At 73.0% G+C, this 14,113-nt stretch carries 10 protein-coding genes; 4 read left to right on the top strand and 6 right to left on the bottom strand.

All coding sequences use genetic code 11. The features are described from left to right. Positions 1-327: 327 nt before the first annotated feature. Both ABT154_RS17910 and ABT154_RS17905 read right to left on the bottom strand, forming a co-directional pair. Positions 328-1,182, bottom strand: coding sequence for a TetR family transcriptional regulator (locus ABT154_RS17910; protein WP_351857773.1), 855 nt, complete (start codon positions 1,180-1,182; stop codon positions 328-330). A 115-nt stretch (positions 1,183-1,297) separates the two neighbouring features. After that, a complete protein-coding gene (locus tag ABT154_RS17905; RefSeq protein WP_351857772.1) occupies positions 1,298-3,079 on the bottom strand; it encodes a 3-hydroxyacyl-CoA dehydrogenase family protein in 1,782 nt (593 codons plus the stop codon). A gap of 298 nt (positions 3,080-3,377) precedes the next feature. Here ABT154_RS17905 and ABT154_RS17900 point away from each other — a divergent pair, with 298 nt between their 5' ends. Further along, positions 3,378-3,980 (top strand): HEAT repeat domain-containing protein, encoded by a 603-nt coding sequence (locus ABT154_RS17900; protein WP_351857771.1) that lies wholly within the window; start codon positions 3,378-3,380, stop codon positions 3,978-3,980. Between the two features lie 4 nt (positions 3,981-3,984). Here ABT154_RS17900 and ABT154_RS17895 read toward each other — a convergent pair whose 3' ends face one another. The 3 genes from ABT154_RS17895 to ABT154_RS17885 all read right to left on the bottom strand — a co-directional run bounded on the left by ABT154_RS17895 (position 3,985) and on the right by ABT154_RS17885 (position 7,410). Continuing rightward, positions 3,985-4,437: a RidA family protein gene (locus ABT154_RS17895; RefSeq protein ID WP_351857770.1), complete on the bottom strand. Its 453-nt coding sequence runs from the start codon at positions 4,435-4,437 to the stop codon at positions 3,985-3,987. Positions 4,438-4,538: 101 nt separating this feature from the next. After that, positions 4,539-6,227 carry an alpha/beta hydrolase gene (locus ABT154_RS17890; RefSeq protein WP_351857769.1) on the bottom strand — a complete coding sequence of 563 codons (1,689 nt, stop codon included), beginning with the start codon at positions 6,225-6,227 and terminating at the stop codon, positions 4,539-4,541. A gap of 109 nt (positions 6,228-6,336) precedes the next feature. Then, entirely contained in the window at positions 6,337-7,410 is a 1,074-nt protein-coding gene (locus tag ABT154_RS17885; protein ID WP_351857768.1) for an Rv2578c family radical SAM protein, read from the bottom strand. Positions 7,411-7,612: 202 nt separating this feature from the next. Between ABT154_RS17885 and ABT154_RS17880 the strand changes: the two genes are divergently transcribed. After that, complete coding sequence (locus ABT154_RS17880) at positions 7,613-8,056, top strand: SRPBCC family protein (protein ID WP_351857767.1); 444 nt, start codon at positions 7,613-7,615, stop codon at positions 8,054-8,056. 238 nt (positions 8,057-8,294) lie between these two features. Continuing rightward, positions 8,295-10,796, top strand: a complete 2,502-nt coding sequence (locus ABT154_RS17875; RefSeq protein ID WP_351857766.1) for an MFS transporter — start codon at positions 8,295-8,297, stop codon at positions 10,794-10,796. 10 nt (positions 10,797-10,806) lie between these two features. On the opposite strand, the gene ABT154_RS17870 is transcribed toward ABT154_RS17875, so the two are convergent. After that, a complete protein-coding gene (locus ABT154_RS17870) occupies positions 10,807-12,042 on the bottom strand; it encodes a hypothetical protein (RefSeq protein WP_351857765.1) in 1,236 nt (411 codons plus the stop codon). A 171-nt stretch (positions 12,043-12,213) separates the two neighbouring features. Between ABT154_RS17870 and ABT154_RS17865 the strand changes: the two genes are divergently transcribed. Beyond that, entirely contained in the window at positions 12,214-14,076 is a 1,863-nt protein-coding gene (locus ABT154_RS17865) for a hypothetical protein (protein ID WP_351857764.1), read from the top strand. The last annotated feature ends 37 nt before the right edge of the window (positions 14,077-14,113 follow it).

Raw genomic sequence — 14,113 nt, 5'->3', positions numbered from 1 at the left:
GCTGCTGTGGAGGTGTGCCGTCGGTTCGGCTGGGTGGTGCGGTGGCGCGGCGCCGGGTGAGGCGCGGGGGTGCCTGTGACGCAGGCGTCCGGGCGCACAATCACGATCGCTTGTGGGGACAGCCGGCGCACGAGGAGAACTCTGAGCGCCGACCGCCCGGACAACATCAACGTATGGCACGCCGTGTCACCTGACAAGGCACTGCGTGCCAACAATTTCACTCAGATGTAATCGGCCGGTCACAGATGAGCGATGATCGATCGAACCAGGGGTGAAAACGGACGAAGGCCGCCCCGGAGAGGGGCGGCCTTCGTCATGAAGTGGGGGTCAGCTGGGCTTCAGCGCCTGCTGGATCGTCCGCATGACCTCGTCGAGAGATGCGTCCGTACGGGCGACCGCGACCATCACGTCACCGGTGGTGGAGGCCCGCACGGCCGGAGCCGGCTCGACGGCCCGGGAGGCCGAGAGGGGCGACGGCGAGGGGGAGGCCGGGGAAGGGGCCGGACGGCCCGCACCTATGCCCGAGCCGAAGGTCTCCCTGACGATCGCGAAGGCGTGGTCGAGCTGGGTCTCCACATCGCCCTCGCCGCCCGCACGCAGCCAGCGCCGCAGCACGTGGTTGTGGGCCGTGACGACCGCCGACGCGGCCACCTCGGCGAGCAGCGGGTCGTCGTTGCCGTCGTGGTGGTCCCGCTCGTCGAAGTGCCCGAGGAGATATCGGGTGAACAGCCGCTCGTAGCGGGCCACCGAGGCGATCTCCCGCTCCCGCAGGGTCGGCACCTCACGGGTGAGCCGGTAGCGCGCCACGGAGACCGAGGGCGAACCCGCGTACATCTTCATGACTTCCTTGATGCCCCGGCACACCGTGTCGAGCGGGTGCTCGTGCGGCGGGGCCGCGTTCAGCACCGCCTCCGCCCTGACCAGGGTGTCGTCGTGATCGGGGAAGATCGCCTCTTCCTTGGAGCGGAAGTGGCGGAAGAAGGTCCGCCGGGCGACCCCGGCCGTGGCCGCGATCTCGTCGACCGTGGTGGCCTCGTACCCCTTGGTCGCGAAGAGCTCCATCGCGGCGGTGGCGAGCTCCCGGCGCATCTTGAGCCGCTGCGCGGCGGCACGAGTCCCCGCCGCGCTCTCCGGAGCGTCGGACGAGGAGGTGGCACGGGGTGTCTTCGCGGCCTTGGGCATGGTCCGAACGTACTGCATCGGAGGGGGCGTGTGCCCAGGTGGGGGCGGGCGCACCCCCGGGGCGCCGACGGCGCCCCGGGGGCTCAGCAGGCCGCCCCAGCCGGCCGCTCCCGGCTCAGCGTCGGGCATATTCGCGGAAGCCGCGCCCCGTCTTGCGGCCGAGGCAGCCGGCCGCCACCAGGTGCTCCAGGAGCGGGGCCGGGGCGAGGCCCGGGTCGCGGAACTCGCGGTGCAGCACCTGCTCGATCGCCAGGGAGACATCCAGGCCGACCACGTCGAGCAGCTCGAACGGGCCCATCGGGTAGCCGCCGCCCAGCTTCATCGCCGCGTCGATGTCGTCCAGGGTCGCGTAGTGGTCCTGGACCATCTTGATCGCGTTGTTCAGGTACGGGAAGAGCAGCGCGTTCACGATGAACCCGGCCCGGTCGCCGCAGTCCACCGGGTGCTTGCGGATCTTCGCGGTGACCTCGCGGACGGTGGTGTGGACATCGTCGCCGGTCAGCACCGTACGGACGATCTCGACCAGCTTCATCGCCGGAGCCGGGTTGAAGAAGTGCATCCCGATGACGTCCTGCGGGCGCGTGGTGGCCCGGGCGCAGGCGATGACCGACAGCGAGGAGGTCGTGGTGGCGAGCACCGCGCCCGGCTTGCAGATCTTGTCGAGCCGGGTGAACAGCTCCTGCTTGATCTCCAGGTCCTCGGCGACCGCCTCGACCGCAAGATCGACCTCGGCGAAGGCGTCGAGCGTGCCCGCCGGGGTGATCAGGGCCAGCGTCGCGTCACGCGCCTCGCCCGTCATCCTGCCCTTGTCCACCGAGCGGGCCAGCGACTTGGCGATCCGGGCCTTGGCCGTGGCCGCCTTCTCCTGGGAGCGGGCGGCGAGCACGACCTCATACCCGGCCTTGGCGAAGACCTCGGCGATGCCGGAGGCCATCGTGCCCGAGCCGGCGACGCCGACCGAGCGGACCTCACGGCCCGCGGCGCACTCGGCGGAGCCGAGCGGGGTCAGCGCGTCCCGCACCACCTCGCCGGAGCCGGGCGCCTCGTACGTGTAGAAGCCGCGGCCCGACTTGCGGCCGGTCAGACCGGCCTCGCTGAGCTGCTTGAGGACCGGGGCGGGGGCGTGCAGCCGGTCGTGCGAGTCCGCGTACATGGCCTCCAGGACCGTACGGGCGGTGTCCACGCCGATCAGGTCGAGCAGTTCGAGCGGGCCCATGGGCAGACCGCAGCCCATCTTCATGGCCGCGTCGATGTCCTCGCGGGAGGCGTACTTGGCCTCGTACATGGCTGCGGCCTGGTTCAGGTACCCGAAGAGCAGCCCGTCCGCGATGAAACCGGCCCGGTCGCCGACCGCCACCGGCTCCTTGCCGAGGTCCTGGGCGAGCCGCGTCACGGCGTCCACGGCCCGCGGGTCGGTCAGCACGGAGGAGACCACCTCCACCAGCTTCATGGCCTGGACCGGGGTGAAGAAGTGCAGACCGAGGACGCGCTCGGGGTGTGCCGAGTCGGCGGCGAGCCGGGTCACGGACAGCGCGTTGGTGCCGGTGGCCAGGATCGTCCCGGGCCGGACGATCCCGTCCAGGGCGCGGAAGACCTCCTGCTTGGCCTCGTACGACTCGGGCACGACCTCGATCACGAGATCGGCCTCGGCGGCGGCCTGGAGGTCGGAGAAGGTACGGAAGCGGGCCAGCACGTCCTGCCGCTCCTCCTCGGTGATCCGCTCGCGCGCCACGGCGCGGGCGGTGGAGGCCTCCAGGGCGGCGACGGCCTGGGCGGCGGCGGTGTCGCTGGTGTCGATGCCGATGACCTCGCGGCCGGCCCGGACGAGGACATCGGAGATACCCGTGCCCATGGTGCCGAGACCGACGACGGCGATGGTGGAGAGAGGGGTGTCCATCAGGGGACTCCTGGGAGGAAGAGTGACGACTGAGGGCAGTGCGCACGAAAGGGTGCGGGAAAGAGCGAGGGCTCTGCCCGGAGAAAGGGCGATGCCCTGGGAAAGGGGGCGACGGACTCTGTCCCGGAGCCACGTCGAAACTGCCGAACCGACCAGCGAACACAACGGCTGCGTCACCAGGCCGTTGTGCGGAGTGCGGGGGGTGACCCGCTCACCTGAGACTAACCGGCCGGTAACGAGCGCGCCAGTCCCGGCAAGTTGGGAAAGTGTGATCTGGATCGCGGATAAGGTCGGATTCATGGAAATCTCCGAGGATCCGGAATTCTGCTCGATGATCGATCGATTGCGGGACGAGATCGTGAATGCCTCCGGAGAAGTCCCGGAGGCATTCACGGAACTCGCCGGAACCGAGGACCCCGAAGAACTGCACCGCGTCCTCACCGCACCCGGACAGCCCCTCTGGGCCCGCGAGATCGCCGCCTACGGACTCGGAGTCGCCCGCGACCCGCGCGCCTTCGAGGCGCTCGTCCTCCTCCTCAACCACCGCGACCCGGAGCGCTGCGTCACGGCCGCCCACGCCCTGACCCGGCTCGGGGACCCGCGCACCGCCCGCGCCGCCGCCGCCCTCGCCACCAACGAACTCCGCGTCGCCTACGCCCTGCTGCCGGTCCGACTGCTCGCCGACCTCCGCGCCCCCGAGTCCGTCCCGGCCCTCATCACCGTCCTCGAACGGCGCCTCCCGGCCGCCGACCCCCACTGGCGGGTCGGCCTCGCCTGCGTCGAGGGCCTCGGCACCCTCGGCGACCCCCGGGCCCGTCCCGCCCTGGAAGCGGCGCTCCCGCACCCCCGGCTCGGCGCGGCGGCGGAACGGTCGCTGGCGAGACTGGGCCCCGCCGACTGATCCCTCAGCGCAGCAGACGGAGCCCCGCACCGGCCTCCCCGGGCGCCGCCGAGGCCCGCTCCGGCACGAGGGCGAACGCCTCGATCTCCAGCAGCAGTTCGGGACGGACCAGCGCCGACACCTGTACCGCCGAGCTGGCGGGCAGCGGCGCCCCCGCGAAATACGTGTCCCGGGCGTCCCGCACCGCGGGCAGATGCGCCACGTCCGTGACGAAGTACGTCAGCTTCACCACATCCGCGAAACCGGCTCCCGCCGCGGCGAGGCAGCGCTCCAGATTCGCGAAGACCTGACGGGCCTGCGCCGCCGCGTCACCCTCCCCGACCACCGCGCCCGAGGCGTCGAAAGCGCACTGGCCGGATATCGCGACGAAGCGGCCCGTCCCCCACACGACATGGCTGTACTGCGGGCTGGCGGCGAGGCCCTCGGGAGCGGGCACGTGGGTGAGGTGGCTGGTCATGCCCCACATCCTCGCGCACGGCACTGACAATGCCCGCGCCCCTTGGGGCGCGGGCATCGCGGGCGGGGTGCCGGCGGTCGCGCGGCGGGCGGGCCGCGGTGTCAGCGCACCTGGCCGAGGAGCCGGTGCAGCATGGCGGCGGCGGGCTCGGCGGGGGTGGTGGCGGTGGCCGTGGCGGGAACCGTGACGGACCGGCTCGCGGGGGTTCCGGTCTCCTTCCCGGTCTCCTTCTCGGCCTGCTTCTCGCTCTCCTTCTCCGCCGGGGGTGCCACGGGCTCCGGCTCCGGTTCCGGGCGGGACGCGCAGACCGCGTCGACCTCGCCGTCGTCCTTCGCGCGCGGGACCCTGCCCGTGGCGAGGTAGGTGGCCAGGTGCGCGTCGAGGCAGTCGTTCCCGCTGAGGGTCACCCCGTGGTTCTCGCCGCCCTCCTCCACGACCAGGCTGGAGCCGCGCAGCAGCCGGTGCAGGGCGACCCCGCCCTCGTACGGCGTGGCCGCGTCGTCCGTGGCCTGGAGGACGAGGACCGGCGGCACCTGGTCGTTGCTGACGTTCGGCGGGGTCAGCGAGCCCACCGGCCAGAACGCGCAGGGCGCGTTGTACCAGGCGTTGTTCCAGGTCGAGAAGGGCGCCTTGGCGTGCACGTCCCAGCTGTCCTTGCGCCAGACGTTCCAGTCCCGGGGCCAGCCCGCGTCCCGGCACTGCACGGCCGTGTAGACCGAGTAGCCGTTGTCGGCGGCGGCGTCGGCCTCCCCGTACCGCTCGTACGCCTCCGTCAGCGGGACCGCGTTCCCGTCGTCGACGTACGCGGCGAACGCGCTCGCCAGCCGCGGCCAGTAGCCGTTGTAGTACCCGCCGGGCAGGTAGGTGTCCTCCAGCTCGCCCGGTCCGACCTTCCCGCCGGCCGGGGTCTCGCGCAGCCGGTCGCGCATCCGGTACCAGGCAGCCTCCACCGCCGCCGGGTCCGTGCCCAGCTTGTACACGGAGTCGTGCCGGGCCACCCAGGCCATGAAGTCCTTGTGGCGGGCGTCGAAGGCGTAGTCCTGGGCGATGTTGTCCTCGTACCAGACGCCGTGCGGGTTGACGACGGAGTCCAGCGCCATCCGCCGCACCTTGTCGGGGTGGAGTCGGGCGTAGACGGCGCCCAGGTAGGTGCCGTACGAGTAGCCGAGGTAGTTGATCTTCGGTGCGCCGAGCGCCCGGCGGATGACGTCCAGGTCCCGGGCGGTGCTCACGGTGTCGATATACGGCAGCACGTCCGCGTACTTCTCGCCGCAGGCCCTGGCGAAGGCCTGCGCCCGCTCGACCCCGACCCGCTCGCCCTCGGCGCCGCGCGGCACGGAGTCCGGGCGGACCGGCTCGAACTGGCCGGGCTTGCAGTCGAGCGCGGGCTCGCTCCTGCCGACCCCGCGCGGGTCGAAGCCGATGACGTCGTACTCGGCGGCCACCTTCGGGGGCAGCGCGGCGGCCACGTACCCGGCCATGCCCCGCCCGCTGCCGCCGGGCCCGCCGGGGTTCACGAGCAGCGGCCCCTGGAAGGTCTTCGCGGTGTGCTGGACCCGGGTGAGGGCGAGGGTGATGCTCCGGCCCGCCGGGTCGTCGTGGTTGAGCGGCGTCCTGACGGTGGCGCACTGCAGCTTCGGGTACGCCTTGGTGGCGCAGTCGGTCCAGGTGAGCGGGGGGAGCGGGCGGGGGGTCGGTTCACCGGCGCTCGCGGGGGCGGCGGGCAGGACGGTGACCGTCCCCGCGACCAGCGCTCCTGCGGCGATCAGCATTCCTGCGCGTGGGGTCATAGGGCGTCCGTGCCCCGAACGGGCCGCGGCAGGACCTGTTCCGGCCAGAGTTGACCCGAACAGAGGACGGTCCGACGGTGTGTCAGGCGACCGGTCCGATGATCGGAAGTCAGAGGAGGGTCAGCTGCTCGGGGACGGTCGAGTCGGCGGGCTGCCCCGGCGTCCGTCCCCGTGCCGACCCCGACTCCGACCCCGGTCCCGATGTCGATGTACGGCGCGCAGCGCCCCGGTCGGCCGGGCCGATCCCGAACTCGGCGGCCAGTTCGTGCACCTGACGGGTGATCCGGCGCTGGTACCAGGTCGGCGCGTAGGCCCCGTCCGCGTACATCCGCTCGTACCGCCCGACCAGCTCCGGGTGGTGACCGCGCAGCCACTGCATGAACCACTCGCGGGCGCCGGGCCGCAGGTGCAGGACGAGCGGGGTGACCGAACTCGCCCCGGACTCGGCGATGGCCCGGACCGTGTCGCGCAGCTGCTCGGGCCGGTCGCCGAGGAAGGGGACCACGGGCGCCATCAGGACCCCGCAGTCGATGCCGTGCTCGCCGAGCGTGCGGACGACGTCGAGCCGGCGCTGCGGGGAGGGCGTGCCGGGCTCGATCGTCCGCCACAGCTCCTGGTCGGTGAAGCCGACCGAGACGGAGATGCCGACCTCGGTGACCCCGGCGGCCTGGGTGAGGAGGTCGAGGTCGCGCAGGATCAGCGTGCCCTTGGTGAGGATCGAGAACGGGTTGGCGTGGTCGCGCAGCGCCGCGATGATGCCCGGCATCAGGCGGTACCGGCCCTCGGCCCGCTGGTAGCAGTCGACGTTGGTGCCCATCGCCACGTGCGCGCCCTGCCAGCGGGCGGAGGCGAGCTGGCGGGCCAGCACCTCGGGTGCGTTGATCTTGACGACGATCTGGGAGTCGAAGCCGAGCCCGGTGTCGAGGTCGAGATAGCTGTGGGTCTTGCGGGCGAAGCAGTACACGCACGCGTGCGTGCACCCCCGGTAGGGGTTGACCGTCCATTCGAACGGCATCCGGGAGGCGCCCGGTACCCGGTTGAGGATCGAGCGGGCCCGTACCTCGTGGAAGGTGATGCCCCGGAACTCGGGGGTGTCGAAGGTCCTGGTGGTGACCGCGTCCGTGCCGAACAGGGCGATGTCGGCGGGAGCGGCGGGGGTGTCGCCCAGATTGTCCCAGCGCATGGACGCCTCCTCGGTGGTTCTGCTGCGGGCCTGCTCCGGTCTGCTGCGGGTCGTCGCCGGGTCCGCTCGGGCTCGGCCGTCGACCGTGCGGCCAGAATAGAACACTTGTTCCCTTGATCGTCGCAACCCCGATTTCGCGCCCCGGAGCCCACGTGGTTCGCTTGGCCCACACCCCCTGAGGAACCACGAGCTGGAGGAAGTCATGGCGCAGGTCGAGGCCACCACGGAACGGATCGTCGCCGCGGACGCGGAGACGGTGTTCGACGCGCTGGCGGACTACAGCGGCACGCGCGCGAAGCTGCTCCCCGAGCACTTCAGCGAGTACGAGGTGCGCGAGGGCGGCGACGGCGAGGGGACCCTCGTCCACTGGAAGCTCCAGGCCACGAGCAAGCGCGTCCGTGACTGCCTCCTGGAGGTCACCGAGCCCACCGACGGGCAGCTCGTCGAGAAGGACCGCAACTCCTCCATGGTCACCACCTGGGTCGTGACCCCCGCCGGCGAGGGCAGGTCCCGCGCCGTCGTCACCACCGTCTGGGACGGCGCGAGCGGCGTCGGCGGCTTCTTCGAGCGGACCTTCGCGCCCAAGGGTCTCGGCAGGATCTACGACGCCGTTCTCGCCAAGCTGGCGGAGGAGGTCGAGAAGTAACGCCCGGAGCGTTCACCGATTCGAGTGGATCGCCCGCACCTCCGTAACGGCGCCCCGGCGTATCGGGGGGCGCGGGCCCCCTCGTAAACGCGCTGATGAGCGACCCAAGTGCGCCGTAGCGTGGGGTCGTTCGGCCCCCCGGACGTCACCGGCCTCCCGTACCGCCCGACTTGCTCCCCCTTCGCGACGAATGCGAAGAATGGCGCGGCGCAGACGCCGTCACGAGGGGAGCAGGTACGTGGGTGCGATCACGATGGTGAAGTCCGCCGAGGGCACGGCGGACACCGAGGGCGCGCAGCCGCCCGCCGCGGGCGGACCGCCCGCCGATCTCGCACCACCGCCGACCGACCCCGGACCCGCCGCCCTCGACCCCCGCCGCGTCCGCCTCGTCTTCTGCGGTCTGATGCTCGCGCTGCTCCTCGCCGCGCTGGAGCAGATGATCGTCGCCACCGCCCTGCCGAAGATCGTCGGCGAGCTCCAGGGCCTCGACCGGATGTCCTGGGCGATCACCGCCTACCTGCTGACCTCCACCATCGGCCTCCCGGTCTACGGGAAGCTCGGCGACCTGCTCGGCCGCAAAGGCGTCTTCCTCTTCGCGATCGTGGTCTTCGTCATCGGCTCGGCCCTCGCCGGCTGGTCCCGCAGCATGGACGAGCTCATCGCCTTCCGGGCGGTCCAGGGCCTCGGGGCCGGGGGCCTGATGATCGGCGTCCAGGCGATCATGGCCGACATCGTCCCCGCCCGGCAACGCGGCCGGTACATGGGCCTGATCGGCGCCGCCTTCGGCCTCGCCTCCGTCGCCGGACCCCTGCTCGGCGGCTTCTTCACCGACCACGTCTCCTGGCGCTGGTGCTTCTACTTCAACGTGCCGTTCGGGCTCGTCACGCTCGCCGTCGTCGCCGTCGTCCTCAAACTCCCCAAGCCCACGGCACGCGCGCGTTTCGACGTCCTCGGCGTCCTGCTCCTCGCCGCCGCCTCCACCTGCCTGGTGCTGCTGACCAGCTGGGGCGGCACCGAGTACGCCTGGGGCTCCCGGGTCGTCATCGCCCTCGCCTGCGGCGCCGCCGGAAGCGCCCTGCTCTTCCTGGTCGTCGAGCACTTCGCGCCCGAACCCCTCATCCCGCTCCGGCTGTTCCGCGACCCGGTCTTCACCGTCACCGCCCTCGTCGGCGCCGTCATCGGCGTCGCGCTCTTCGGCGCCGCGAGCTACCTCCCGAGCTTCCTGCAGATGGTCGAGGGCGCCAGCGCCACCGAGTCCGGCCTGATGATGCTGCCGCTCATGGGCGGCATCGTCGTCTCCTCGGTCGTCTCCGGGCAGCTCATCAGCCGCACCGGCCGCTACAAGATCTACCCGGTGATCGGCGCGGCCGTCGCCGTCCTCGGCATGTGGCTGCTCTCCCGCATGGACACCGACACCCCGCGCCTCCAGCACAGCCTCTGGCAGGCCGTCCTCGGCACCGGCATCGGACTCGTCATGCCGGTACTGATCCTCGCCGTGCAGAACTCCGTACGGCCCGGCGACCTCGGCACCGCCACCAGCGCCCACAACTACTTCCGCCAGATCGGCGGCAGCGTCGGCGCCGCCGTCTTCGGCACCCTCTTCGCCTCCCGGCTCGACGACGCCCTCGCCGACCGGCTCGCCGGCGTCCTCTCCGCCGGTACGGCCCTGCCGCCGGCCGAGTCGATCACCCCGCAGTCGGTGCACACCCTGCCGCCCGCCGTGCGCGACGCCTACATCCAGGCGTACGCCGACGCCATGCCGCGCATCTTCCTCTACCTCGTGCCGGTCCTCGCGGTCGGTCTCGTCCTCGCCTTCTTCCTCAAGGAGAAACCGCTGGTGTCCCACCACAGCCCCACCACCACCGAGGCCACCGAGGCCGACGACTTCGGCTCCACCCAGGCGGTCCCGCAGGCCCGCCACGCAGCCCCGCAGTACGCCGCCCCGCACCACACCGCGCCCGCCTCCGCCGCCCCGCCGCACTCCGGCATGCCCGTCTGCGGCACCGTCCAGCACCACGACGGCAGCCGCGTCCCCCGGGCCGCGCTCACCCTCATCGACGTCCAGGGCCGGCAGGTCGGGCGCGGCGCCAGCGGCGAGGACGGCCGGTACGCGCTGAGCGTCCCCGGCGGCGGCGCGTACGTCCTGATCGCGGCGGCCGGCGGACACCAGCCCCAGGCCGTCTCCGTCACCGTCGGCGACCGCCCGATCGAGCTCGACGTCGTTCTCGGCGGCGCCGGACGGCTCGCGGGCTGCGTCGTCACCGCCGACGGGACGCCCGTACGCGACGCGTCCGTCACCCTCACCGACGTACGCGGCGAGGTCGTCGCCGCCACTCGCAGCGGACGTGAGGGCGGCTACGAGATCACCGAACTGGTCGCGGGCGAGTACACGCTCGCCGCCAGCGCCCCCGCCTTCAGGCCCGCCGCGCTCCCGGTGAGCGTCCAGGCCGCCCGCGAGACCCGGCAGGACATCGAACTCGCCGGCGGCGCGGTCCTGCGCGGCACGGTGCGGGCGGGCGGCGGGCGCCCCGTCGAGGACGCCCGGGTCACCCTGCTCGACGCCGCCGGGAACGTCGTCGACACCCTCACCACCGGGGCCGACGGCACCTTCCGCTTCGTGGACCTGTCCTCCGGCGAGTACACGGTGATCGCCGCCGGCTACCCGCCCGTCGCCACGGTCCTCCAGATGGCCGGCGGAGGCCGCACCGAGCGCGACCTCCAGCTCGGCCACCAGGACTGAGCGGCCGTTCTCAGGAGGTGGTCGACGCCTTGCGCAGCGCGCTGATGCAGGTGCCGATCGCCTCCTGGAGGGCTTCGAGGCGCTGGAGCATGTCCGCCTCGTAGATGTCCTCCTCCATGACCTCGTCGAGCGTCAGCTCCTCGAAGACCTTCGTCGCCTTCTGCAGGCTGTTGTAGAACTTCGTCCGCCGCTCCTGGACGCGCAGCTCCGGGTCCTCCTCCACCGCCTTGGCGACCAGACCCTTCACGGTGTCGTAGGCCTCACCGGCCCACTCGCCCGCCTCCTCGGAGTCGTCGAGCTCGTCGAGGAGCGAGAGGTGCCGCTCGGCCTCGGCCCGCAGCTCGGCCGGTGCCTCCACGGTCTGCCCGGCGGGGGTCTTGATCTGGCCGTTCTCGACGATCTGGCGTACGTACCCGATGCGGTCGGCGGCCTTCGCCTCGCTCGCCACCGCCTTCTTCAGGTCGTCCGTCCGCGCGAAGGCGCGGGCCATCTCGGTCTGGAGCGCCGGGTCCTCCTTCATCCGGTCGAGCAGCGCGCCGCGCGCAGCCTCAGCCGTCCCCGGGTCCGCGAGGATCGCCGCCCGCAGCGCCGTCGGGTTCTCGGCGACCTCCAGTGCCTTCGTCGGCCGGATGCCCTCCGCCTCGGCCGCCGCCGTGATCGCCTGGCCGCGCACCGACGAGGCGCTGTTGCGGGAGGTGTAGTAAGACAGCCAGACGTCCGCGTCGGGCAGCTCGATGTCCTCGCCCGGGACGAGCACCTCGAACTGCGGGACCAGACCGTCGTCGGCCGCCATGTCCCAGGCCTTGTAGTGGCGCATGACCCGCTCCGGCGAGCAGCCCGCGATCCCGGCGAAGGCCTTCGCGGAGACCTTCGTCCGGGCCGTCCCCTCGGCGGCCTGGCCGCCGGGCCGGACGCTCCGGGCCACCTTGAGCGCGAAGGCCCAGCCGCCGGTACGCGCGTACACCCCGAAGTCCAGGGCGTCACGGACGACGACGGGATCGAGGTCGTCGGTGGAGTCGGCGGCGGGGGCGGACTCGTCGGTGGAGTCGGCGGACGCGCCGGACTCGTCGGTGGAGTCGTCCGTGGCTTCGGCCGCCTCGGTGGCCCGCGCGGCCTCCGTGGCCCCGGTGGTCTCCACGGTCCGGTCGGCCTGCGGCTCGGGCTGCTGGACCCAGAACTCCTCCGACGTGTCGGCGGGCGCGGGGACGGCGGGGGAGGTGTCGGACGGGTCGAGGGCGATGGTCACCGAGAGCACTCCGGAAGGTCGGGTACGAGAACTGCGGCCGACAGCCTATACGCACCCCTTGGCGCTGTTTCGTCCGATTCCGTGTACCGGACCGGGAAAAACGCTGGCGTGGTGGGCGGCCGGCCGAGAGGATGCTGCCATGAACTCCGGAATCGAGTACCACCCCGCGCGATGAGCGCCCCGTACGAGCGCCCGACGCTCGCACCCTCCCTGTACGCCTACGCCAAGGGTCTGCGCGACAGCGACCCCGACGGGCCGTCGCCCCGGGGCGGCCACCCCGTCCCCGACAGCGCGCGGCCCCGCCGCCGGACTCCCGGCCTCCAGTACCGCGAGGCCTGCGCCGCCGTCACCGGCACCCTGCTCCCGCTCCTCGGAGCGCTCGACGTCCTCGACCTCGGCCACGCCGCCGCCGACGCGGAATCCGCGCTGGCCGCGACGGGCGTCGTCCGCGAGCGGACCGTCTTCGCCGCAGCGGCGGCCGTCGAACCGCCCGAGGATCCCGCCGACCGCGCCCTCGCCCGGTCCTTCGCCCGGCACCTCGTCCGGAGCGGAACGACCGTCCCGGGCGTATCCGCCGGGCTGGGGCTCCTGAGCCGGCTCGCGGAACCCGAGGACGTGCCGTACCTGCGTGTCCTCGGCCTGCTCGACGGACTCGTCCACCCCGTCGACGCCGCCCTCGCCCCCCTGGACCGGGAAGCCGCCGCCCTGGTGTGGCTGATCCACCGGACCCGAGGCGACGAACTGCGGGCTCTCGTCGACACCCTGGCCGCCGGGGACCGGGCGGCCGTGCCCGACCGGCTCCTGAGCCTCCCCACGGAGGTGCGGGGAGTGGGGCCCGAGGTCGCCCGGCGGGTCGCCGAGGCCGTCGGCCTCGCAGGGCTCCTCCGGGCGGTACCGGACCACCCCGGACTCCTCGCGCGGGCCGTGTGGCTCCTCGGCCGGATGGCCAGCCGCCGGGACTACCAGGCCGAGATCCTGCGGTACGGAGAAGCCGTCGACCTGTACGAGACGGTGACCGCCCTCGCCCACCTGCTGCCCCGCGACGTGGACCACCGGGCCCGGCTGCTCACCCTCGCCCTCGAACTGCACAGCGGCGCCTCCCACCTCCTTCCCTGGCCCCCCGGCCGACGCGAGGCCCTCCACCGCACCCTCCTGGACACGGCGGCCTGGCCGGGGAAGGCCCCGGTCGGCCGGGACGAACAGCGGCGAGCAGACTGGATCCGCCGTACGGCACGCCGACTGCGCGCGGCTCCGCAGGACCCGCCACGGTTCCGGATCGAGGTGGCCGTCGCCGACCCCGGCGATCCGGACGTCGTCGAGACCCGCTTCCTGATCGACGGGCGCCCCCTCGTACCGGAGGCCTTCGGCCCGGGGCCGGGGGAGTCCCCCGAGCGGCTCCTCGACAGCGGCGCGCTGCGGGCGGGGCCCGAACCCCGGGAGGTACGGCTCGCCGAGGCGTACTGCACCGAGGGCTGCTGCGGTGCGCTGTACGTGACCGTGCGCCGGGAGGGCGAGCACGTCGTCTGGAGCGACTGGCGGAGGCCGGGCGGACCGGACGTGCGGCCGGACCTCCCCGCGTACCGCTTCGACGCCGCCGCGTACGACGCCGAGGTCGCGCGCGCAGAGCAGGACCACGGCTGGAGCTGGCCGGCCCGGCACACCTCCCGGCTGATCACCGCCGGGCTCCGCGACAGGCCGGACCTCCTCACCCGCTGGGGCCTCCGGCAGGGCTGGATCAGCACCGACTTCCGGGAACGGGACACCACGGTGGTCACCTTCACCGGGCCGCCGCTCGGGGCCCCGGGCCGGGAGACGGAGCGGGGTGAGCCCCCGGGCCGTGGGGCGGCGCGGGGTGAGCCCCCGGGCCGTGGGGCGGCGCGGGGTGAGCCCGGCCGGAAGGCGGCGCGGGGTGAGTCCCGTCAGTTCCTCTGGCGCCTCCCGGACGACGGAACACCGCCCGAGGAGCAGGCGGCGGCCGTCCTGCGGCGGCTGGCGGAAGGGGACCCCCGGACGTATCCGGAACTGGCCGGGTGACCCGTACCGCCGACCCGGTGACCGTCATTGGTCCACT

This window comes from Streptomyces sp. NPDC001728 (assembly GCF_040297565.1).
Classification (GTDB): domain Bacteria; phylum Actinomycetota; class Actinomycetes; order Streptomycetales; family Streptomycetaceae; genus Streptomyces.
Note: the sequence above shows the minus strand (reverse complement) of the source record. Positions and strands in the feature narration are given on the sequence as shown.